This window comes from Saccharospirillum alexandrii, assembly GCF_043641555.1.
GTDB classification, from domain to species: Bacteria; Pseudomonadota; Gammaproteobacteria; order Pseudomonadales; family Natronospirillaceae; genus Saccharospirillum; species Saccharospirillum alexandrii_A.
This window is the reverse complement of record NZ_JBHZRJ010000002.1, coordinates 147,088-168,473: the sequence shown is the minus strand read 5'-3', so window position 1 is coordinate 168,473 and position 21,386 is coordinate 147,088. Positions and strand designations below refer to the sequence as shown.

Sequence of the window (21,386 nt, the reverse complement as noted above, 5' to 3'; positions counted from 1 at the left end):
CGACCCGGACAGAAAGGAAGATTATTGCGCTCAGGCAGAGAGTTGCGCGATCAGGCGCTCCAGCGTTTCCCGAATCGCGGGTAATGCCGAGGCATTGCCTCGCTCATCCCAGACCAGCCCCACGCCGTCCGGCTGAGCATCCAGCACCAGATACTGGTCGGGCAGACCGACCAGAACCTCGTGTAAATCCTGTGTAACGGCTTCACTGGGGCGATGCTCATCGGCCCATTTCCAGCCATCGGGCAAAAAGGCACTGGAAACGCCGGTGGTGCGTTGCACGGTAAAGCGCGGTGCCTTGCCTTTCTCGAATCGGTGCAACAAGCGGTAAAGGGTGATTAACGACGACTTTTCAGCCAGTCGTCCTTCAATGCTGGTATCCGGAATGCGGATGCTGTCGAGTTTGAACCCGGCCGACAGTGCCGCGGTGCGCAGCGTATTGAGGTGACGATCCCTGGGCGACGGCTTCAGCCACATAAAGGCACCGGCCAATATCAGGATAGCGCCAATAATTGCTAGGTTGGCAAACATGCCGACTTATTCCTTCTGTTCAAATGGTTGCAGACTGCCCGTGTCTGCCATAAACGCCGGTCGCAACTTGAGCAACTGACTCTCCAGTGAATAGGACACGCTGGAGGATAGCGTAAAAAAGCTGAGTAGGGCTTTCAGGTTCGAATCGCCCTCACACGCTGTGTGAACTCTCTGCCACAACGCCTGATTCACCATCTGCAGCTCCCGGTTCAGCGAGACAAGGCCCTCAAGATCCCAGTCGCCTTCCTGCCCATCGTGGCTCTTGTAGTACTGCCGCAGCAGGTAGGTCCCCACGGCACGGAAGATGAACTCCTCCTGTGTGGCAAAGGGCAAATGGGTAAAGGCCATGGGTTTCAGGTTTTTCAGAATCGGGCACTGGCTATTGGCCATCACCAGGCCCATCAGAGACCGCAACCCCTCTTCCAGCCCGGTGCTTTTTCGATACTGCCGCTCCTGAGTAGTCACCACAATGTCCGCTTTCTTGAACCCGGGCAAACTGCGAAAGTCTTCTACAATGGGCTGCATATCAACTGCCGCCGGACAATACTCAACGTCCTTCTTGGACAACGGACAGTTTGAACACTGACAATAGTCCAGCCGGGTCCAGGCGGCATTGTTGCGGACGCCGGGGTCGGGTTCCCTGTCCCGCGATGCCTGTGTCTCGACGACCAGCTGGGTCCCGTCTTCCGGGAAATTAAACTCGTATCGAATACTCATTGACGGCGTCCTGTTTCCATCACGATGCAAATAAGGTGCGCAGACCGGCAGCTGCCCTGCCGGCCATGCCTGTTTTTAACCCTGTTTTTCTTCCAGTTCAGCCCAGCGTTCGAATCGTGCTTCCAGAGACTGCTGAGCCCTGGTTAATGCCTGCAATACCGGCTGGGTTTTGTCAGAAGGCTGCTCATAAAACCCGGGTTGGTTGAGCTCATGCTCCAGCCGGGCAATCTCCTGTTCCAGCGCTTCAATATCGGCCGGTAACTGATCAAACTCCCGCTGATCCTTGAATGAAAGTTTTTTCGCAGGCTTCGACGCCGGTTTGGCTGGTGTAGCGGCCGGTTCTTTCTCCTTTTGCCCGGGCGCGGCCTTTGGTGTCTGCTGGCTGGTATCCGGCCATTGGCCGCCCTGCATCTTCCAGTCTTCATAACCCCCAGCGTATTGACGCAGGGCACCATTGCCTTCAAACGCCCAGGTTCGGGTCGCCAGCTGATCGATGAAATACCGGTCGTGACTGACCAGCAACAAGGTCCCATCAAATTCACTGAGCCGGTCAACCAGCATTTCCAGCGTTTCTATATCCAGATCGTTGGTCGGTTCATCGAGCACCAGAAAGTTGGCTGGCTGACTGAACAACCGCGCCAGCAACAGACGGTTGGTTTCCCCGCCCGACAATTGCTTCACCTTCATGCGGGCCCGTTCCGGAGCGAACAGAAAGTCTTCCAGGTAGCTGATCACATGACGCCGGCGTCCACCCAGCTCCAGAAATTCACGACCCTCTGCAACGGCGTCCATCACCGTTTTCTCCGGGTCCATCCGTGCCCGTGCCTGATCGAAATAGGCCACTTCCAACTTGGTACCCTGCTCTACCACGCCCTGAGTCGGCTTGATCTGTTGCAGCATCAGTTGAATCAGGGTGCTTTTGCCGATCCCGTTCGGGCCCAGCAAGGCAATGCGGTCCCCGCGATTGATCAGGCCCGTAAACTTGTCGATCAGCAAGTTATCGCCGTAGCCAAAAGTGACATGCTCAAGTACGACAACCTGTTTGCCACTGCGATCGGCCGCTTCGATTTCAAAGTCGCTCTGGCCGGTCTGGCCACGCCGCTGGCTGACTTCCTTGCGCAACGCCTGTAAAGCCCTAACCCGACCTTCGTTACGGGTACGCCGCGCCTTGATGCCCTGGCGGATCCACACTTCTTCATCCGCCAGCTTTTTGTCCATATGGCGACGATGAATCTCCTCTTCGGCCAAACGGGCATCCTTGGCTTCCAGATAGGCATCGTAAGGTGCCGGAAAGGTATTCAGGTGTCCCCGGTCCAACTCGACAATGCGGGTGGCCACCCGATCGATGAAACGCCGATCGTGCGACACGAAGACAATGGCGCCCGGATAATCGAGCAGAAAACCTTCAAGCCATTCCACCATGGCGATATCGAGGTGGTTGGTCGGTTCGTCGAGAATCAGAATATCAGGCCGGCTGATCAGCGCCCGGGCCAGCAGCACCCGACGACGCCAGCCGCCGGAGAGTGTTTTAAAGGCAACGTCGCCATCCAGTTTCAACCGGGTCAGCACGGCGGCCAAGGTCGCGTGTATTTGCCAGCCATCACCGAGTTCGATCGTGTGTTGCAACGACTCAAGGCGCGACAGATTCGGGTCGGGCTGCAGACTTTCATGATCGTAAGCCGCAAGTGCACGCCCCAGCTCACCCAGGCCTTCAAGCACCACTTCACTGACCAGCCGGTCATCCCCTTCGGGCAGGTCTTGTTGCAATTGCGCGAGGGTGACACCCTGGCGAACCCGAATCTGGCCGTCGTCGGGGGTGCGCTGCCCGTTCAGCAAACTCAACAGCGTCGATTTACCAGCACCGTTTTTGCCTACCAGACAAAGACGCTCACCCGGTTCTATAATAAGCGAGGCCTCATCAAGCAACGGCGCAGCGCCCAAGGCAAAGGTGACGCGGTCAAACACAACCAGACTCATTCATGATCCTTATTAACAGTAGGGACGTAGAGTAGCGCCCGGACGCTGCCGACTTACTTTTGGCACTGTCAGGGCGTTAGACACTCTTCTATGGTGGGCGAGATTTTCCCAGAGGTATACATTCGTGGCAAAACATATTCCAACCGGCCCTATTATCGCAGTTCTGATGGTGATTGGCGCGGGGGCTTGGCTTTATACCGGCAACAGTGACGAGGTAGCGGCCGAAACACCAGAAGAAACACCGGCAGAGCGCAGCCTGGTGCCCAAAGTACAGGCAACGGTGCTGAACGAATCGTCGGTACGCCGCACTCTGGAGCTCAATGGCGTAACACAACCGGCCAGAACCGTGTCGGTCACCAGCGAAGCGACAGGTCGTGTTGTTGAAGTGCTTAAATCCAAAGGTGACCGGGTAGCGGCGAATGAAGTCATCGCCCGGCTCGACCCTCAGGATCTTGAAGCCCGGTTGCGTCAGGCACGAGCCTATCAGGAGCAAACCCGCCTTGAGTACGAAGGCGCCCAGCGTCTGCGCAATGAGGGGCTGCAAAACCGGGCCCAGGCCGCTGCCGCCCTGACCCAGTATGAGCAGGCGCGGGCCGAACTCGACTCTCTGGAACGCTCACTGGCCAATACCTCAATCCGGGCACCCTTTGCCGGCGTGATGGACAGCAGCGCGATCGAGATTGGCACCTATGTTCGCCCGGGCGATGCCATCGCTGAACTCTATGATTTCTCGGAACTGAAAGTCATCGGCAATGTACCCGAAGCCGATGTTGGCCCGTTGCGCATTGGCCAGCAGGCCAGCGTGAGCTTGCTGACCGGCGAGACCATGAACGGAACCATTGATTACATCGGTGCCGTTGCCAATCCGGCAACCCGTACGTTTGAAGTCGAAATTGTGGTTGAAGACAGCCCCAAGCAAGTGGCAGGCGCCACCGCAACTGCCATCGTTCAGCTTGACCAGGTGCCGGCTCACTACATCAGCCCGGCCCTGCTCAACATAAATGAAGCCGGCAAACTGGGCGTGAAAACCCTGGCCGAAGACGACACCGTGCAATTCAGTGAGCTGACCATCATTCGCTCCGATACCGGCGGTGTCTGGGTATCCGGCATTCCGGACCAGGCCCGGTTAATCGTGGTTGGCCAGGGCTTTGTCAATACCGGCGAAGAAGTCGACCCGATCATGGTCGAGCAGGAAGACAATCTGGCTGCGGGCCTGTAACAGGAGAACACCATGCTCAGCATCATCCACGCAGCGCTGAACCGGGTTCGGACCGTTCTGCTGTTCTTTGCCCTGATCTTTATCGCCGGGCTGGTTGCGTTGCAAACCATTCCGAAAGAGGCCCAGCCCGACGTCACCATTCCCTATGTGTATGTGGGCACTGGCCTGGAAGGTATTTCACCGGAAGACGCCGACCGCCTGCTGGTGCGCCCGCTTGAACAGGAACTTCAGGGACTGGAAGGCATGAAAGAACTGGTGAGCACCGCCAGCGAAGGCCGAGCCACCCTGACCCTTGAATTCGACATAGGCGTCGACATCGACGAGGCGCTGACCGACGTGCGCGACCGCGTCGACAAGGCCAAGAACAACTTGCCCGGCGAAGCCGATGAGCCTTCAGTGCAAGAGATCAACCTGTCGCTGTTCCCGGTGATCAACGTGTCGCTGTCGGGTGATGTCGATGAGCGCATCCTCTTTACCGTGGCAGAAGACCTGAAGGACCGGATCGAAGCGGTTCGGGGTGTGCTTGAATCACCCATCAGCGGCAAGCGCGAGGAAGTCGCTGAAATCATCATTGATCCAGCCCTGATGGCCAGCTACAACATTTCCCACGGTGAACTGGCGCAACTGGTCAGCCGCAACAACCAGCTGATTGCTGCCGGCAACCTCGATACCGGTGCTGGTCGGTTTTCGGTCAAGGTGCCGGGGCTGATCGAAACGGAAGACGACATCCTCAATTTACCGGTCAAGGTAGACGGTGACACCGTGGTGCGTTTCCGCGACATTGCAGTGGGACAGCGTACCTACAAAGACGCCGATAACATCTCCCGGGTCAACGGCCAGCCTGCCGTAACACTGGAAGTGACCAAGCGAGCCGGCGAGAACATCATTGAAACCATCGACCAGGTCAAATCCGTCATCGACGAAGTGCGACCCAACTGGCCCGAAGGCATTCAGGTCAACTACACCCAGGATCAGTCGGTAATGATCATCCAGCAACTGGATGACCTGTTCAATTCGGTTCTGCTGGCCACCCTGCTGGTATTTGTTGTGATCGTCTGGGCGCTGGGTGTCCGCAGCGCAATTCTGGTTGGCCTGGCCATTCCGTCCAGCTTTCTGGCGGCCATTCTGGTGCTGAACATGCTCGGCATCACGCTGAATATCGTTGTGTTGTTCGCCCTCATTCTCAGTGTGGGCATGCTGGTTGATGGCGCTATTGTCGTGACCGAATACGCGGACCGCCGCATGGCTGAGGGCGCCCACCGCCGCAGTGCCTACCGCGAAGCCGCCACCCGCATGGCCTGGCCTATCACGGCCTCTACCGCCACAACGCTGGCCGTTTTCATGCCGCTGCTGTTCTGGCCTGGCATTGCCGGTGAATTCATGGGTTATTTGCCCAAAACAGTACTGATCACCCTGACCGCATCGCTGGTCATGGCGCTGATCGCGGTGCCTGCGTTTGGCACCCTCTTTGGCAAGCCGGCCCGGGTCTCTGAAAGCAAGCGCCTGGCCATGGACGCCATTGACCATGGCAAACTGGACGACATTCGCGGTGGTCTCGGCGTCTATATTCGTTTCCTGAAACCCTTGCTGGTTCGCCCCTGGCTGGCCCTGTTACTCATTGGATTTATTATCGCTGTCATCGTGACGCTGTTCTCGGCGCGCTCCACCAATGTCGAATTCTTCCCCGAGGTCGATTCCGATTTCGGCAGCCTGGTTGTGCGGGCCCGTGGCAACCTGTCGCTGCAGGAACGCAATGCCCTGGTTCGCCAGGTAGAGGAAAGACTGGTTGAGCAGGATGCGATCAAGACGGTGACGTCCAAGGTGACCGCCCTGCCGCTGCGCGATTACCCGGAAGACGCCATTGGCGTGCTGATGCTGGAGTTCGTCGACTGGACTCTGCGCCCGGGCTCCGAGACGGTCATGAACCAGGCCATGGAAGCCGCTTCCGACATTCCCGGCATCGTGGTTGAAACCCAGCAGGCCCAAATGGGGCCGACTACCGGTATCGACATTCAACTGCAGTTCTTTTCAGACAATCTGGAAGCGCTGTACGCTACGGTCGATCAGGTGGTCAGTCAGATACGCCAGAACGACCGGATACAGGACGTCAGCGACAACCGACCGCTCCCTGGTCTTGAATGGCTGGTTGAAGTTGACCGAGAACAGGCCAGCCGTTTCGGTGTTGACCTTGGCACGGTAGGCTCCTCGATTCAGATGATCACCAACGGTCTGAACGTGGGCAGCTACCGTCCCAGTGATGCCGATGACGAAGTCGACATTCGCATTCGCTACCCCTTCGACGGTCGCGAACTGGATCAGATCGACCGGTTAACCGTCACATCACGGGGCGAGCAAGTTCCCATCAGCAACTTCATTGAGCGCTCGGCCCAGAACAAGCAGGGCGACATCTTCCGTACCGATGGCAAGCTGACCCTGAATGTTGAAGCCAACGTTAACCCCGGTGAGCGGGTCGATCTGGCGATCGCTGCCATTGAGGAGCAATTAGAAGCAGCCTACGCATCGGGCGAGTTGCCTTCGGTGGTATCTTACCGCTTTGTTGGTGACCAGCAGGAACAGGCTGAAACCATGACGTTCCTGGGCAATGCCTTTGGTGTCGCCATCTTCATTATGATCATCATCCTGGTAACGCAGTTCAACAGCTTCATGCAAACGGCGTTGATTCTGACTGCCATTCTGCTGTCGACCGTAGGTGTGATGGTCGGGATCATCATCACCGGCTCAAGCTTTGGTGTGGTGATGAGCGGGGTTGGTATCATCGCCCTGGCGGGGATTGTCGTGAACAACAACATTGTTCTGATTGATACCTACAATCTGATCCGCTCTCAGGGTGTACCGCCCATCGATGCAGCGCTGACTACCTGCGCCCAGCGTTTACGCCCGGTGTTGCTGACCACCATCACCACTATTTTGGGTCTGCTGCCGATGGTGTACCAGCTAACCATCGACCTGTTCGATCGCCAATGGTCGGTTGGTGCGCCGTCGTCACAATGGTGGACTCAATTGTCGACCACCATTGCCGGCGGGCTGATCTTTGCGACCATCCTGACGCTGATTTTCACGCCCGCCATGCTAATACTGATTGAACAGGCGCGAGGCTTCGGTGGTACCTTGAGACAGGTTCTGGGCCGGCTGTCGCCATTCTCCCGGCGAAAAGCCAAAGTGCGCGAATCCGACGCCTGATCCAACAAGGCACCCAACCCCGGCACTGGCCGGGGTTTTTTTATTCAGCGTTCTTACCCTCCTTTACACTCTACGCCTTGCGTTACCCGGGCGTTTGTTTAGCCTTTAGAAGCAAGGTGTCAATGCGTTCAGGCCCTCCCGGCTCATCCTCTTTAAAGGCGATTCATCGCATGCGAAACGGGTTTTATTGCATACTGATTATCGGATTCAGTCTGGCGCACGGGTCTCATGCCCACGCCGAAACCGACCTTGCTGACTTGGCCCGTGACTACACTACCTGGCTGAATCAGATCGAGAACAACGCTTTCACCTTCGAGCAATTGCAAGACCGCGAAGATCATCCCCTCTACCCTCACCTGGCCACTCACTGGGTAGAGCACAACCTTGAGCGTACCGATGCGGCCTGGTTTCAGGCCTTTCTGGCAAAGCCTGAGCATCAGCCAGCCGCCTGGACAACCCGCAGCGCCTGGTCGAATGAACTGGCTCGGCGCGAAGCCTGGTCCCCTTACCTGAATTATCTGGCCGCCAGTGGCAGCGCAGGAGCCGATTGCCAGCCATTACGCGCACGGGAAGCGCTGGGGGAAACCATCCCGATTGAGGAAATCAAATCAACCTGGCTCGTTGGCCGCGGCCTGGCCGATGCCTGCAGCCCCTACCTGGACCGCCTGACCGAGCTCGACGAGTTCAACGACCTGGTCTGGCAGCGCCAGTTACTGGCGTTTTCTGCGCGCAGCGGCAGCCTGATCCACTACCTGAATACCCGTTATACCGAGCCTGACTGGCAAACGCGCGGTGACTGGCTGGTCGAGGTCTACAACGACCCGACAAGCATTGCCTCCCAGTTCTACCACCCGGACAAAGCCTGGCATCGTGAGCTGGCACTGGCTGCAGTAGACCGTATGGCCTATCTGAAGCCCGAGAACACGTCGAACCTCTGGGTCGCCCTGATTCGCAGCACCCCGTCTTTCACCCAGGCACAGGTGCGGGAAGTGTCCGAACATCTGGGCATTGCCATGGCGAAGCTGGCATTGCCCCAGGCAGATTATTGGCTGGCCATTGCCGACCCGGAGCGCCAGTCCAACGAGGTGCAACACTGGCGGTTGCAACTGGCACTGGTCAGAAACGACTGGCCAGGGGTGCTCGACCTGTACGAAGCATTGCCCGACTCCCTCAAATACCGCGACCAGTGGCAATACTGGTCCGCTGAAGCGCTGTATCACAACGACGAAAAGGCGGCCGCCCGAACTCGCTTGGAAGCCGTGTCGCAACAACGATCCTACTATGGTTTTCTGGCGGCCAGTCACCTGGGCCGTCCAGCCGCCCTGAATCCGGCAAACAGCCTGCGGCTTGATGATATTGAACGGGCGTTGTCCCAGCGTGCAGCATTACAGCGCGCTCGCCTGTTGTTCATGGTGGGTGATCTCGAACGCGCGCAAATTGAATGGAACCTGGACGTAAGACCTCTGTCGGCTGAGCAACAGTTTGCAGCTGCCCACCTCGCGGCCGAATGGCAGTGGTATCACAAGGCATCGCAAACAGTCGGCTGGAGCGGCCGCTTTGACGAGCTGGATCTGCGCTACCCAACCCCCTGGAACGACCTGGTCACGCAGGTCTCGGAACAGCATCAGGTGCCGCCCTATTGGATTTACGGGGTCATTCGTCAGGAGAGTGGCTATATGACCCGGGCGGTGTCGTCGGCAGGCGCTATGGGGTTAATGCAACTGATGCCCTACACCGCCCAGCATTTATCGGATACCGATGGCCTGGGGCTGACCGCCGACTCTGACATCACGGAACCGTTGATCAATCTGGATCTTGGCACCCGCTACCTGGCCCGCATGATGGCCCGCTACGACAACCCCGTCTACGCAACGGCTGCCTATAACGCAGGGCCATCCCGGGTAGACCGATGGAAGGAGCGCTACCCCAGTGATCTGAGCGTCTGGATCGAATCGATCCCCTTCGACGAAACCCGTGGCTACGTCAAATCGGTTCTGACCTACGCCCAGATCTATGCCAACCGGGACCAGATCGACTGGACACTGGCGCAATGGCTACAACCGGAACAGGTCGCGGATCTCGACGATTAATTCGACACCCAATCTCCGCTATCCCCGGTACGCAGTTTTGTCACGCCGCGGCTTACCGCGTTAACGCCAAAGACGGTACGGCCATCGAAGCGACAGGCTGACTTCAGCAATGACGCTGTCGCTTTCTCAAAGGTTCCGGTTTTCGGATTTATCGATGGAATGTTGCAGCGTTCACACACCTTCAGCAGGGCAAGCGTGCCCTCGCCAAGGTGCCACTCGCCAAGAGCAAGCTCCTCACCCGCCGGCAGGCCGTCAACCACCACATTGGGTCTGAAACGGCGCTGTTCGAGACTCATGCCCGTGGTGTTAACCAGCTCGTCTAGACTGGCCTGATTGCACACCAGCAACGGATACCCATCGGCAAAGCCCACGCGCTCGTCATCACTGGCCTGTGCATCGGGAACCCGACGCTCACTGGCGTCGCCCAGCCAAACCAGTCGCACGGGCATATCCAGCTGTTCAGAAAACCATTCAGAGGCTGTGGTGTCTACTTCATAGCCGGTCAGTTCATCCTTCCAGACGGTGACCGTGATTTCCGGATAAGTCTGCGACGATTGAGGGACAGGCAACAGGAGGGTGTGACCTTTGGGTGAGGTAATCTGAATGCGGCCATCAACCTGAGCCAGGCGATACAACGCCATCATCATCTGACTGCGCTGGGTAACAAAGCGGCCACGCTCATCGACCAGCATCCAGCGGCGATCCCCCACCGGGCCGTTGTTATCAAAACTGAGAGAATCTACCTGAAGGCCGGCCAATGACTTGACCGGATAAACCCAAAGCTCCCTGACTGACACCTGATAAGACATGCACCTTGCTCCCCGACAGTAAATCGGCTATTGGAGCAGAGACGGCCTCAGTCTTCCAGTGCTTCGATGCGTTCCTTCACCAGGTTGGCCAGTTGTTCCGGGTGAAACTTCGACAAAAAGGCGTCACAGCCGACTTTTTCAACCATGGCCTTATTGAACTGACCACTCAGAGAGGTGTGCAGCGCGATATAAAGATTTTTCAGCTTCGGGTCGCTGCGAATTTCCGTGGTCATCCGATAGCCGTCCATGCGTGGCATCTCGGCATCGGTTACCAGCATCAGCAGCCGCTTTTCCAAAGGCGTATCGGATTCATCCGCCAGCCGGCGCAACAGGGCCAACCCCTCAACACCATCCATCGCCCGGTGCACGATCAAACCCAATGATTCAAAGGTTGACGATGCCTGCGTCAGCGCTGTGTGGGAATCATCGACCATAACAATTTCACGACCCTGCGCTTTGGCGACAAAGTCGCCCTGCATGATTTCATCGGGCAGGCGGGCATCCATCGGTGCAATTTCAGCCAGCACCTTCTCGACATCGATGATTTCAACAATGCGGCCTTCGTGATGGGTAATGGCGGTTAAATAGTGATGACGACCGGCCCCGGAAGGCGGCGGGAGAATTTCTTCCCAGTTCAGGTTGACGATACGATCAATCTGACCGACCAGAAACGCCTGAACCGTGCTGTTGTATTCGGTGACAATGATGGTCGAGTCTTCGGTTTCCGGGGTAGCCCGCATACCAATTGCAAGACTGAGGTCCATAACCGGAATGGCGCGGCCGCGCAGGTAAACTACGCCGATGACGGCCCGATGACGCTGTGGCATGCGGGTTACTTTGGGCAACGCCATCACTTCCTGAACCTTGAACACGTTGATCGCGTAGGTCTGCTGCCCGTTCAGGCGAAACATCAGAATTTCAAGACGGTTTTGCCCAACCAGGTTGGTGCGACTATCGACACTGCTGAGTACACCCGCCATCTGACTCTCCCGGCTTATTGACTGCGATTAATAATTAGCAGGCTGTTGAAATTCGTAGAATTTCGGCTGCCTGCTAGCGGAACACGTTTGTTCCGGCAAAATCGATGACTGTTTATGTCATTGATTTTGGCAGAGAAGCGGAAATCGCAATTTTCGCTTCCTGTGTTCTGAAAAAGGCAGGATGCCTTTTTCAACAAGCTGTGTGATGTATCGGCTCAGTTTAGTAGAGCTGGAGCTAAAACACGATGATTAACCACCAGCCACAACGGGAGCAAAGCCGTCACACCGGCAACTGCTGGCATCTACCTGCAAGACCCGGCCCGCACGAGACAGCGGTAACCAGTCATCCACCAGGCTGTTGGCGGCAGTGCACCGCAAGCCATCGCTGTAAGGACCAAGATAACGGATCTGACCATCGGCACCGGTCAGGGCCAGCATGGGGCCGGGGGAATCGGGAAAATAAGCGGGAGACAAGAGGTCAGCCAGGTCAGCACCCAAGAACGCATCACCGGCCTGATAGCGGTGATAGCCCAGCTCACCGGCGCGGTTACTCAGGTCAGCCGCATGCTGGCCGGTGAAAAATCGGCACAGACACCCTTTGGGCATCAGATGCACCAGGGCCGGGTGTTCCAGTGGCTGCTCATCGAGCCAGGCCTGCCAGTCGGCACCCCAGGCTGCGACATCGGTAACCGACTCACCAAACCAGCCAAGATAGTGCGCCCGAAACCCAAGCGTTAAAGCGGCAAGAAGCAGCGCACCGACCGCTACCCCGAGTATTGCTCGCCACGGCCTTGTGCGCTGCGAGCGAACACCATCATAGGCCATTAGCGATTTATCGAAGCGTATCGCAACGACCCCACTCACATTGCATCAGCACATAACTGCTGTCGCTGCACACGGCATCGTAAACTTCCAGCGGCCACTCATTGCGCAGAATGGAAACCTGAGGCTGGTTGCACCCCTGCGCCTGAAGTTTTTGCTCGACCACAAACAGAGACCGGCCAAAGCGGCGATAGCGGGCATTGATCACCCTTGCTTGATCCACATCAGCCATTTGCTGTTTTTCGTCGTTCTGTAAGGTCACCAGTGTTTCGAAATGATCGGAGTTGCGGCTCAGGTCCCGCTCACCGTCCTGAAAAGCTGTCAATTCGCGCTCGCAGTTGCGCTCGGGCCGGTCGTCCAGCCAATCGGTTACCTGCTCGCTGGCGTCTGACTGCACCATCTCAATGACCTGCATCGACAGGTAAGCCCGCTGATCTTCAATTGGGGCCGTTTGCTGATCCCAGTTCAATTGCAACAAGCCATAATCGGCCGCACTGACGGCAGCACCGTTGCGACGCCACCAGTCGCGTTGCGTCTGGGTTGCCTTGGATTCGAGTTGAGGGCTGAGCGACTGGCACTGACTGGCCAGCTCGCGCAGGCTGGCATCTGTGGTCAGGGCATAGTGAATGGCTTCACTGCGGGGGGTGGGCAGGCTGGCACACCCAGCCAATACAGTGGCAGCGACGGCCACCAGCGAGCAGGTTCTAACGACCATCTACAACTCCATCGGGAAATAAAACAAACACTGAAGTGACCAGTATAACGCCCGACACCTCGCGCGTCTTGGCCCATCCTGAACATAAACACGATATCTGACGGTCTCATCCGTCAGTCTGAGCCGATTTGGGCCCACGGTTCTAGGGACTGATCTGAGTTTTGAATTGAGCCAGATAGTGGATGACATCGTCAGCGGAAAATGGCCAGCCTAGATCGTAATCAGCTCCTTCGAGTCTGATCACCGGAATCCGAATGCCATATCGCTCGATCAGTTCATCCTGACTGGCAATATCCACGTTCGACCAACGCAGTTCCGGTTCCGACTGCAACACCTCCTGCAGAACGGTCTCGGCGTAATCACAAAGGTGACAGCCATCGGTCGTATACAACGTCAGGTTCAACACACCTGGCTCCAATTATTGAATGAACCCATATTGTAGAACCGCTGACAGTCAATACCAGCAAGCGCGACCGAATTTTGTGAACTGATCACGATGATCTATAAACCGGGAATCACCGGGCCAGCTCACTCACCGCCGAGTAGCGAACGGGTGAAGGCTTCAAGGCGCCCATCGTTCAGCGGGTGGTTTTTCATCGTTTCGGGCAGGGCATCCCGGCTGTTAAAACGGTCTAGCCACTCTTGCTGGGCCGCCAGCATGTCACGGGCGTAATCGCGCAACGACTCCAAACCGCGCGGCAACTGGGTTTCTGAACTGGCCGACTGATAGGCTGCTACGCCTTTAGCTTCCACTTCCCGCATGCGCAGGTCCATCGAAGCCAGGCTGGTTCCGTCAATGCTCAGCGCTTGCGCCTGCTCCCAGGCCAGCGCCATGTCACCGTCGTAAAACTCGTTAGCCAGTTCGTTGACGTCGGCCAGCAAGGCGTTCAGATCGGCTCGCTCGGTTTCATTCAGGTCGCCTTCAATCATCAGCTGAAAGTCATTGCTGTTGGTACGCCCCCAGCTCAGCGATTCACCACTCTGATTGCGCCGAAAGTCTGCCCCGGCCTCTTCGGTGTTGCGAACCTGGATACGTATCGAGTCGCCTTCAAGGGTCTTCAGGTTGAGTGAGAACGATTGTTCCTGATACTGGTACACGCTGATGCGTCGGTTTTCGGTGGCAACCGCTTCATTGTCTGGCGTCTCGGTAACCTGAGCCTTCGCCGACAGATCCCGGGATTCAAGAATATCGGTCAGCCCCTGGTAGGCACTGTCGATTTTGGCATCCAGTCCATCGTTCATCTTGTTCATGGCCTGGAGCGCGTCACGTGCTTCACCAAACCCCTGTTTCAGGCCCTTTTCAGCCGCCTGCCACATTTTTTCCATCTCAGCCTCAGAGGCACCCGAGGCTTCAGCCTGGGCCAGTCGCCCTTGCATAAAGCTCCACAGGTTTTTGACCAGTCCATCGACATCGAATGCCTTGCCCGGCGCCGGAGCTGCCTGGTCCGCACGTTCAACACCGCGATTCTGGCCCGGTGCTGTCGCCAGCCCCTGGCCAACACCTCGTCCAGGGCCGTCAATGCCAGCGCGGGCAGACGGATTACCCTCCTGTGATGGCCGGTTCTGGGTCGGCAGTGATTGCGGTAGCGGACTCCATTGACCAATGGCACTGTTCATAGTGTTCCCCTGCATTTCGGTAACGCGGTGAATGTATACGACGACTCAAAGGCGTTAGCGGCCTGAATACGTTGATCTTTAATCACTTGAGCCAGTTAATTGAATCCTTGGGTAACGATTTGCAAGCCCGTGTAAACGCGGTCGAAAAAATGCCAAACGATTATCAAAATTTAATCATCAATACAGTTGGATTATTGATAGAGTGCGATTATTATCAGCTTCAGCTCGCTAATAAGGCGTTTTGACACCGTTTCATGAAACTAAGCAGGGTAATACCATGGCGCGACTCGACTCACTGATCATTTTTACCACCGTCGTGAAAGCCAACAACTTCACCAATGCCGCCCATCAACTGGGCCTGACACCCTCGGCGGTGAGCAAGCAGATCAGCTTGCTGGAAGACAAACTCGGCGTACGCTTACTCAACCGGACCACACGCTCGGTCAGCCCTACTGAGGCTGGTCAGCTTTTCTTTAATCGCTGCAGCCGCATTCTCGAAGACCTCGAGGAAGCCGAGCATATGGTTAAAGACCTGGAGACCTCCCCCCGCGGCACCCTGCGGATCACGGCCACACCGACCTTTGGCCGGTCGATGCTGATGAAGATCTTCTCCAAGTTTCTGGAACAATATCCCAATGTGAATTTTGATCTGATTCTGGCAGACAAGGGGCTCGATCTGGTTCGCGAGGGCATCGACCTGGCCATTCACCTGGGCTCACTGCAAGACAGCCGTCTGGTCGCACGGCCCGTGGCCAAGCAGAAAGTCATCCTCACCGGAACCCGCAAATACCTCGATGAACACGGTCACCCGAAGAAGCTTGGTGACCTCTACGAACACCATATTCTGATGGTCTCGGGCATCGACTTTGCCGAACCGCGCTGGATCAAACGGTTTCTGAAAGAAGCCGGCCTGCAGAACAAGGACCGGCGTTTTACGGTGAACGATCTGGATACGTTATGCGAGGCGACCATGAACGACATGGGCATCACAGCCCTGCCCTATTACATGGTGCGTGACGAACTGGCGAGCGGGAAAATGGTGCATCTGCTTCCGGAGATCATTTTCCCCAGCCGCACCATTCATGTGGTGTATCCAGAGAACCGCTACCTTTCAGCGAAAAGCCGCGCCTTTGTTGATTTTATGGCAGCCTACTTTGAAGAGCACGATCTCGACAAAACCGGTTGATCTCTCGTTCAGGCCGCCCCAGGCGGCCTGAATTGCGACAACCTATTTATTGCTGGTTAAGAAAAGACTCAAGACCCGGGTCTGAATACATCCGTTCAAGTGCGGCGTCGAAGACGTAGTTCATTAACTCGGCATTCTCTTCCTCGCTGGGGTACCGCAAGGTTTCTATCATGCGCTGAGCCCGAAAGCTGTTGGAATAAACAGCCCCGTCAGCGACCGCCTGTACCGAAAAGCGCGCTGCACCGGTAGCCTCCTTGCGGGCTGCGTCGATGCTGGTTACCCGATAGGACAGCTCTTCAAGGGCAAAGGTCAGCTCCACATCCGCATTCATTTCAACGAGCTGGTAGCCTGCCCGCTCCATGACCTGTTCGGACAGTTGCTGCAGGTCAGCCCGCAGATCGCCCCGTGCGGAAATCACGCTGCTGTCTGTATAGGCACCGCCGCGCACCCCGATCTGATTGCTGGAACGGCTGTCTTCTGCGAACACATAGACTGACGCTCCGTTACCGGATGGCAGACTGCCTGCCTCTAACGAGGGTTGAAACTGAATTTGCTGGGGTGAAAACTGGGCACAACCAGCCAGTAACAAGGCTGCACCGCCTACCCATAAACCGCGAATAGCCGTCAACATGACACACTCCTGAATTCTGTAGTGAATTGAGTATCAAAGCCCGGGTCAGCTTACACCCGGTACCTCGTCGCGCAAGAATTGCCAGCGACTGGCCGTGGACCGTTCAGCATCAAAACGATAACCCGCCCAGTCAAACGCCTTAAGGTCTTCAACCGAATCGACGTTATGGTCCAGCATGTACCGGACCATCAGGCCTCGCGCTTTCTTGGCATAGAACGAGATGATTTTGTACTGCCCGTTCTTCAGATCCCGAAATTCCGGTGTCACTACCGGAACCGGCAACCGTTTCGGCCTTACCGCTTTAAAGTATTCGTTTGATGCCAGGTTGACCAGTGTTTTGGCACCGGCTTTACGCACATCCTCCGCCAGCGCATCGGTCAGGGTATCGCCCCACCAGTCGTAGAGGGAATGTCCACGTGGGTTGGACAACCGGGTACCCATTTCCAGCCGATAGGGCAGAATACGGTCCAGCGGTCGCAATACACCATACAAACCCGACAGGATGCGCACCTGCTCTTGTGCCCGGTCAATCTGTGTCGCTGTCAGTGTTGCAGCCTCCAGACCCTGGTAGACATCCCCGATAAACGCAAAAAGCGCCGGTTTACTCTGGGCGGGATCCATAGGCAACTGCCAACGACTGAACCGATCCACATTCAGACTGGCCAGTGATTCACTCAGTGACATCAGGCCCTGCAAGTCACCGACGGTGCAGGTTCGCAAGAGATCGACCAGCTCAGCGGCCTCCTGATTAAACCGCCCTTCGGTTAGGGTGTCGACGGGGGCTGCTGTTTCGAAATCCAGTTTTTTGGCGGGTGAAATAACCGACATCACGGCTGGCATCTGGAACGGTTCCTCCTGGTAAGATGGTTGAGCAGTGGCCTGCCCTGCTGGTAGCGGCCCTACCGGCTGGCATGGGTCTGGCGTATCCTGCCGAGCATTCCATGACAGCATCATTGTTTCAAACGGGATTTTTGCATAGGGTTAATAGAAATAATGCCAGTGAGTATATCATGAGAGTCATTCGAACCTTCGTTCCAAACTCTTTGCAGAACTACAATCATCTGGTGGTGTGCGAGCACAGCCAGGCCACAGCGGCTGTAGATCCCTACGATGCCGACCACTTGCTCACGCTGGCAGAAGATCAGGGGTTGCGCATCACTGATATCTGGATCACCCATGAACACGGCGATCATATCCGGCATCTGGACGAGTTGAAGGCCAAGACCGGCGCCCGGGTTCGGGCTCCGGCTTCCTGCCAGGGTCGTTTTCAGGCCGATCAGTGGCTGGCAGACGGCGACGAATTAACCCTGGGCCAGTCCACCGCGCATTTCTGGGCCTCCCCTGGTCACACACCCGGGCATGGGGTGTTTTATCTGACAGAGCCTGAACCCGCTCTGATCTGTGGCGACACCCTGTTCAATGCCGGTGTTGGCAACACTCGTTCCGGCGATACCGACACCCTGTTTCACAGCATTCAACAAATTCGCCAGCGGGCCCACCCGGAAACGCGCATCTACCCCGGGCACGACTACCTGCCAACCAACCTGGCCTTTACACTCAGCATCCTGCCCGGCCATCCACCCGCCGAAGCCATGAAAGCCAGCAGCGACCAGCAAACACCGGATACCCGACTGACGACGACCCTGGCCGATGAAGCCGACATTAATCTGTTTTTCCGGCTCGACGACGACACCCTGGCGCAGGTGCTCAATGATCGGGGGTTTCGCACTGACACCAGGCAAGACCGTTTTACCGCGCTGCGTCAGCTAAGGGATCAGTGGTGAGTCGGGATCAGCGGGGACACCCGCGAACACGGCTGGAGGTCACCATCGAACTGGTGACGCGCGACGGTTATCGCACCGAAGCAAAGACCTGGAACATCTCGGACGGCGGCACCTTTGTAGAGCTGACTCCGGCCCAGAAGCAGCACTTCAACCTGGGGACCCAGGTACGAAGCCAGGTTCAGGGTCTGCCCATGCCCGCACCTGTCGTGATGATGCGTGTTGTTCGGCACGCCCCTTCGGGTATCGGGCTGAAAATCATCAGCGACTGACGCACCAGCCCTAAAAAACAGACACAGAGCCCGGTGACGGGCTATCGCGCCACCGGGAAAGGGTCAGATCAGGGGCAGGGGTTAGGCTGACGCTGATGCACAGCTTCAATATCTGCCAGCACCTGGTCCGACAACACCAGACTTTCACTGTCGATGTTGCTCTTTAGCTGCGCCATGCTGGTCGCACCGATGATATTACTGGTCACAAACTGACGGCTGGTCACGTAGGCCAGCGCCATCTGCGCCGGGTCGAGGCCGTGGTCACGCGCAACCTGTACGTAGTCGGCTGTTGCTGCAAAGCCCTGGGCATTGTTATAGCGCTGAAAACGCTCAAACAAAGTCAGGCGGGCGCCTTCAGGGCGCTGGCCATCCAGATACTTGCCCGCCAGCATGCCAAAAGCCAGCGGCGAATAGGCCAGCAAACCGACCTGCTCGCGACAGGCGAATTCAGCCAGGCCCACTTCAAAACTGCGGTTGAGCAGATTATAGGGGTTCTGAATGCTGTCGATACGCGGCAGACCACCCCGCTCGGTTAAGCGCAAATACTCGGCCACACCCCAGGGCGTTTCATTGGAAACACCAATGCGCCGTACCTTGCCTTCCTGCACCAGTTCGTTCAGGGCAGACAGGCTTTCTTCGATACTCACGGCCGCCTCGTTCGCATTCAGCCCCTGAAACCCAAGCTTGCCAAAGAAGTTGGTGCTGCGATCGGGCCAGTGTAGTTGATACAGGTCGATGTAATCAGTCTGCAGGCGGCGCAGGCTGGCCTCACAGGCTTGTTTGATGTGTTCCCGCGACAAGGTCGGACCGCCGCGAATATAGTCGAAATCTCCCCGTGAGATGGCCTTGGTGGCGAGCACAACCCGGTCACGCTGGCCTCGTTGCTTGAACCAGGTACCAATGTATTCTTCGGTTCGGCCATAGGTCTCAGCCTTGGGAGGTACCGGATACATTTCAGCAGCGTCAAAGAAATTGATGTCACGCTCCAGCGCGTAATCCATCTGCTCGTGTGCTTCAGCTTCGGTATTCTGCTGCCCCCAGGTCATCGTGCCCAGTGCAATGCTGGACACCTTGATGCCGGAGCGGCCTAATTCTCTGTATTCCATGAATTACCCTATTCTGTGCATTTAGATTCGCCAGTAAGCGTCTATAATAGGGACACATTCAACCCAATTCGATGGGAAAAGCATGTCACGCAGAAAAAAGAGTCGTTCGCTGAAAGACCGGCTCGGCATTAAAACCGGGTCCAAGAAAACCTTTATCAGCAAAGGCGACAAAGGCAAGATCCCCAGTAAAAACCGTCTGTCCAAGCACAAGAACCGCAGTAAGTCGGCCTATGCGAAGTTTCTGGAAGAAAACAGAGGTAAAGACACCAGCGCGGGTCAGCCCCCCGTCAAGCCAAGCGTCGCGAGTACGGGTGACCCGAAATCCGCTCCATTTTCCGAGCCAGAACCGTTAGATGACCCGGATACAGCTGATTTCGACGAATTGAGTGGCGACGAGTTGCTCGAACGTTTTGAGCGGAGCTAACGCCATGCGACCGCTCAGTAAGGTATGGCTGGCCCTCAGCTTGCTGATCGTCACCCCGCTGGCCGGCGCTGAAGATTTCGGCGTCGCCAACTGGGGGCAAAGCGCCATGGCGGTTCGCGACCTGGAACAGCGCCCTAACCTAACCCCGCTGAGCGAACGCGATTACCTCATTTACGAGGCCAGTTTACCGGGCATCAACCGAACACGCCTGGTCTATCAGTTTGAAGACGGCCGGCTGGAAACCGGTCGCTTTATATTCAACGTCGCCCCGGGTAGCCCAACCAACGTCTGGCTGGAGCAATTTGAGAGCGTTCGGGCCCTAATCACCCAGCAGTACGGCGAACCGGCACATCAACAGGTTATCCAGCCGGCAGGATCGTCCAATAACCCGCCAGATAACTGGTCCGATGCCCTGGAACGGGATGCCGTCATTCTGAAAACCCAGTGGCGCACAGACCAGACGTTGATTACCCAGCAACTCGCCTGGAATGGAAGCCGCCCCCACCATCAGATCATCTACCTCCCGGTCAATGGTGTAGACCTGTCTGACTCGGGGACCAGCCCATTTTGACCATGGCGTCCGGAACAGGCCAGCCCCCCTGGGCGCACTCTCAAGATCGTAGGCTGATCAGCATTGACCAGATGCGTGCCCTGGCACTTGTGTTAATGGCCGTGTTTCATTTTGGCTACGATCTGAGTGTTTTTGGCTACCTGAGTTTCGATGCAAAAGCCCCCTTCTGGGCTAGCTTTCGCAGCATTATTGTTACCCTGTTCTTTTTGAGTGTAGGGGCCAGCCTGGTATTGGCGAACGCCCATGGCATTCGCTGGCGGGCCTTCTGGGTGCGGGAAGCCAAAATACTGGCCGGGGCATTAACGTTCAGTGTCGCTACCTTCTTTTTATACCCAGGCAACTGGATCTGGTTTGGCGTGCTTCACTTTATTGCGATCGCCAGCTTACTGGCGCTGCCATTGCTTTATACCCCCCGTCTCGCCCTGTTAGCGGGTATCACCATCATCGCCCTGTTCAACCTGACTGACTGGTTCAATCTGGCGCCCTTGTATCAGGCATTGCAAGACCCGTTGAATCTGCCGGATAGAACCATGGATCTTACGCGGCTGATTCCCTGGCTGGGCATGGTTTATATTGGCATTTACCTCGGTCATCAGCGTTTATTTGGCATTAGGCAACTGCCGTTGCTGCCGACCAGCGGCCCTTTTATCTGGCTCAGCCGACACAGCCTCGGTTTCTATATGGTTCACCAGATTCCTCTCTATGGCCTAGCCTGGCTGATTTACCAATTCACTGGCTAG

General features: G+C 56.7%; 21 protein-coding genes. 9 read left to right on the top strand and 12 right to left on the bottom strand.

Annotated elements, in window-relative coordinates:
- Positions 1-30: 30 nt before the first annotated feature.
- The 3 genes from ACHUE7_RS06610 to ACHUE7_RS06600 form a co-directional block, all read right to left on the bottom strand.
- On the bottom strand, positions 31-528 hold the full coding sequence (locus ACHUE7_RS06610; RefSeq protein ID WP_394169286.1) for a hypothetical protein: 498 nt from the start codon (positions 526-528) through the stop codon (positions 31-33).
- 6 nt (positions 529-534) lie between these two features.
- Positions 535-1,245 carry a DUF6901 family protein gene (locus ACHUE7_RS06605; RefSeq protein WP_394169285.1) on the bottom strand — a complete coding sequence of 237 codons (711 nt, stop codon included), beginning with the start codon at positions 1,243-1,245 and terminating at the stop codon, positions 535-537.
- A 75-nt stretch (positions 1,246-1,320) separates the two neighbouring features.
- The gene (locus tag ACHUE7_RS06600) at positions 1,321-3,222 is read right to left on the bottom strand and encodes an ATP-binding cassette domain-containing protein (RefSeq protein ID WP_394169284.1); all 1,902 of its coding nucleotides are present in this window, start codon (positions 3,220-3,222) and stop codon (positions 1,321-1,323) included.
- A gap of 124 nt (positions 3,223-3,346) precedes the next feature.
- Between ACHUE7_RS06600 and ACHUE7_RS06595 the strand changes: the two genes are divergently transcribed.
- The 3 genes from ACHUE7_RS06595 (at position 3,347) to ACHUE7_RS06585 (ending at position 9,732) form a co-directional block, all read left to right on the top strand.
- Positions 3,347-4,441 carry an efflux RND transporter periplasmic adaptor subunit gene (locus ACHUE7_RS06595; RefSeq protein WP_394169283.1) on the top strand — a complete coding sequence of 365 codons (1,095 nt, stop codon included), beginning with the start codon at positions 3,347-3,349 and terminating at the stop codon, positions 4,439-4,441.
- A gap of 12 nt (positions 4,442-4,453) precedes the next feature.
- Positions 4,454-7,642, top strand: a complete 3,189-nt coding sequence (locus ACHUE7_RS06590) for an efflux RND transporter permease subunit (RefSeq protein ID WP_394169282.1) — start codon at positions 4,454-4,456, stop codon at positions 7,640-7,642.
- Positions 7,643-7,812: 170 nt separating this feature from the next.
- A complete protein-coding gene (locus ACHUE7_RS06585) occupies positions 7,813-9,732 on the top strand; it encodes a transglycosylase SLT domain-containing protein (protein WP_394169281.1) in 1,920 nt (639 codons plus the stop codon).
- Here ACHUE7_RS06585 and ACHUE7_RS06580 read toward each other — a convergent pair.
- The 6 genes from ACHUE7_RS06580 to ACHUE7_RS06555 form a co-directional block, all read right to left on the bottom strand.
- A complete protein-coding gene (locus ACHUE7_RS06580; protein ID WP_394169280.1) occupies positions 9,729-10,541 on the bottom strand; it encodes an MOSC domain-containing protein in 813 nt (270 codons plus the stop codon). The genes ACHUE7_RS06585 and ACHUE7_RS06580 overlap by 4 nt on opposite strands.
- 47 nt (positions 10,542-10,588) lie before the next feature.
- Positions 10,589-11,521 carry a chemotaxis protein gene (locus ACHUE7_RS06575; RefSeq protein ID WP_348475194.1) on the bottom strand — a complete coding sequence of 311 codons (933 nt, stop codon included), beginning with the start codon at positions 11,519-11,521 and terminating at the stop codon, positions 10,589-10,591.
- Between the two features lie 249 nt (positions 11,522-11,770).
- Positions 11,771-12,385, bottom strand: coding sequence for a DUF6436 domain-containing protein (locus ACHUE7_RS06570; protein WP_394169279.1), 615 nt, complete (start codon positions 12,383-12,385; stop codon positions 11,771-11,773).
- The gene (locus ACHUE7_RS06565) at positions 12,354-13,058 is read right to left on the bottom strand and encodes a hypothetical protein (protein ID WP_394169278.1); all 705 of its coding nucleotides are present in this window, start codon (positions 13,056-13,058) and stop codon (positions 12,354-12,356) included. The genes ACHUE7_RS06570 and ACHUE7_RS06565 overlap by 32 nt, the downstream gene beginning before the upstream one ends.
- Before the next feature lie 142 nt (positions 13,059-13,200).
- Positions 13,201-13,464 carry a glutaredoxin family protein gene (locus tag ACHUE7_RS06560; protein ID WP_394169277.1) on the bottom strand — a complete coding sequence of 88 codons (264 nt, stop codon included), beginning with the start codon at positions 13,462-13,464 and terminating at the stop codon, positions 13,201-13,203.
- A 122-nt stretch (positions 13,465-13,586) separates the two neighbouring features.
- A complete protein-coding gene (locus ACHUE7_RS06555) occupies positions 13,587-14,675 on the bottom strand; it encodes a DUF5610 domain-containing protein (protein WP_394169276.1) in 1,089 nt (362 codons plus the stop codon).
- Between the two features lie 277 nt (positions 14,676-14,952).
- On the opposite strand from ACHUE7_RS06555, the gene ACHUE7_RS06550 reads away from it, so the two are divergent.
- A complete protein-coding gene (locus tag ACHUE7_RS06550) occupies positions 14,953-15,861 on the top strand; it encodes a LysR family transcriptional regulator (protein WP_127555448.1) in 909 nt (302 codons plus the stop codon).
- Positions 15,862-15,907: 46 nt separating this feature from the next.
- Here ACHUE7_RS06550 and ACHUE7_RS06545 read toward each other — a convergent pair whose 3' ends face one another.
- Positions 15,908-16,492, bottom strand: a complete 585-nt coding sequence (locus ACHUE7_RS06545; protein ID WP_348475188.1) for a YajG family lipoprotein — start codon at positions 16,490-16,492, stop codon at positions 15,908-15,910.
- A gap of 45 nt (positions 16,493-16,537) precedes the next feature.
- On the bottom strand, positions 16,538-17,332 hold the full coding sequence (gene yaaA / locus ACHUE7_RS06540) for a peroxide stress protein YaaA (RefSeq protein WP_394169275.1): 795 nt from the start codon (positions 17,330-17,332) through the stop codon (positions 16,538-16,540).
- A 170-nt stretch (positions 17,333-17,502) separates the two neighbouring features.
- Between yaaA and ACHUE7_RS06535 the strand changes: the two genes are divergently transcribed.
- Entirely contained in the window at positions 17,503-18,276 is a 774-nt protein-coding gene (locus ACHUE7_RS06535; protein WP_394169274.1) for an MBL fold metallo-hydrolase, read from the top strand.
- Positions 18,273-18,545, top strand: a complete 273-nt coding sequence (locus tag ACHUE7_RS06530) for a PilZ domain-containing protein (protein ID WP_213677851.1) — start codon at positions 18,273-18,275, stop codon at positions 18,543-18,545. Before ACHUE7_RS06535 ends, ACHUE7_RS06530 begins: the two co-directional genes overlap by 4 nt.
- A 68-nt stretch (positions 18,546-18,613) precedes the next feature.
- On the opposite strand, the gene ACHUE7_RS06525 is transcribed toward ACHUE7_RS06530, so the two are convergent.
- Positions 18,614-19,651 (bottom strand): NADP(H)-dependent aldo-keto reductase, encoded by a 1,038-nt coding sequence (locus tag ACHUE7_RS06525; RefSeq protein ID WP_394169273.1) that lies wholly within the window; start codon positions 19,649-19,651, stop codon positions 18,614-18,616.
- 82 nt (positions 19,652-19,733) lie between these two features.
- On the opposite strand from ACHUE7_RS06525, the gene ACHUE7_RS06520 reads away from it, so the two are divergent.
- The 3 genes from ACHUE7_RS06520 to ACHUE7_RS06510 are packed head-to-tail and all read left to right on the top strand — an operon-like array spanning position 19,734 to position 21,386.
- Positions 19,734-20,075, top strand: a complete 342-nt coding sequence (locus tag ACHUE7_RS06520; protein WP_394169272.1) for a hypothetical protein — start codon at positions 19,734-19,736, stop codon at positions 20,073-20,075.
- A gap of 4 nt (positions 20,076-20,079) precedes the next feature.
- Entirely contained in the window at positions 20,080-20,646 is a 567-nt protein-coding gene (locus ACHUE7_RS06515; RefSeq protein ID WP_394169271.1) for a hypothetical protein, read from the top strand.
- A gap of 2 nt (positions 20,647-20,648) precedes the next feature.
- Complete coding sequence (locus ACHUE7_RS06510) at positions 20,649-21,386, top strand: heparan-alpha-glucosaminide N-acetyltransferase (protein WP_394169883.1); 738 nt, start codon at positions 20,649-20,651, stop codon at positions 21,384-21,386.

Coding starts and splice junctions, on each gene's coding strand:
- ACHUE7_RS06555 (WP_394169276.1), bottom strand. CDS start 14,675: ATGAACAGTGCCATTGGTCAATGGAGTCCGCTACCGCAATCACTGCCG.
- yaaA (WP_394169275.1), bottom strand. CDS start 17,332: ATGCCAGCCGTGATGTCGGTTATTTCACCCGCCAAAAAACTGGATTTC.
- ACHUE7_RS06585 (WP_394169281.1), top strand. CDS start 7,813: ATGCGAAACGGGTTTTATTGCATACTGATTATCGGATTCAGTCTGGCG.
- ACHUE7_RS06610 (WP_394169286.1), bottom strand. CDS start 528: ATGTTTGCCAACCTAGCAATTATTGGCGCTATCCTGATATTGGCCGGT.
- ACHUE7_RS06535 (WP_394169274.1), top strand. CDS start 17,503: ATGAGAGTCATTCGAACCTTCGTTCCAAACTCTTTGCAGAACTACAAT.
- ACHUE7_RS06520 (WP_394169272.1), top strand. CDS start 19,734: ATGTCACGCAGAAAAAAGAGTCGTTCGCTGAAAGACCGGCTCGGCATT.
- ACHUE7_RS06545 (WP_348475188.1), bottom strand. CDS start 16,492: ATGTTGACGGCTATTCGCGGTTTATGGGTAGGCGGTGCAGCCTTGTTA.
- ACHUE7_RS06580 (WP_394169280.1), bottom strand. CDS start 10,541: ATGTCTTATCAGGTGTCAGTCAGGGAGCTTTGGGTTTATCCGGTCAAG.
- ACHUE7_RS06550 (WP_127555448.1), top strand. CDS start 14,953: ATGGCGCGACTCGACTCACTGATCATTTTTACCACCGTCGTGAAAGCC.
- ACHUE7_RS06605 (WP_394169285.1), bottom strand. CDS start 1,245: ATGAGTATTCGATACGAGTTTAATTTCCCGGAAGACGGGACCCAGCTG.
- ACHUE7_RS06525 (WP_394169273.1), bottom strand. CDS start 19,651: ATGGAATACAGAGAATTAGGCCGCTCCGGCATCAAGGTGTCCAGCATT.
- ACHUE7_RS06575 (WP_348475194.1), bottom strand. CDS start 11,521: ATGGCGGGTGTACTCAGCAGTGTCGATAGTCGCACCAACCTGGTTGGG.
- ACHUE7_RS06510 (WP_394169883.1), top strand. CDS start 20,649: ATGGCGTCCGGAACAGGCCAGCCCCCCTGGGCGCACTCTCAAGATCGT.
- ACHUE7_RS06515 (WP_394169271.1), top strand. CDS start 20,080: ATGCGACCGCTCAGTAAGGTATGGCTGGCCCTCAGCTTGCTGATCGTC.
- ACHUE7_RS06600 (WP_394169284.1), bottom strand. CDS start 3,222: ATGAGTCTGGTTGTGTTTGACCGCGTCACCTTTGCCTTGGGCGCTGCG.
- ACHUE7_RS06590 (WP_394169282.1), top strand. CDS start 4,454: ATGCTCAGCATCATCCACGCAGCGCTGAACCGGGTTCGGACCGTTCTG.
- ACHUE7_RS06565 (WP_394169278.1), bottom strand. CDS start 13,058: ATGGTCGTTAGAACCTGCTCGCTGGTGGCCGTCGCTGCCACTGTATTG.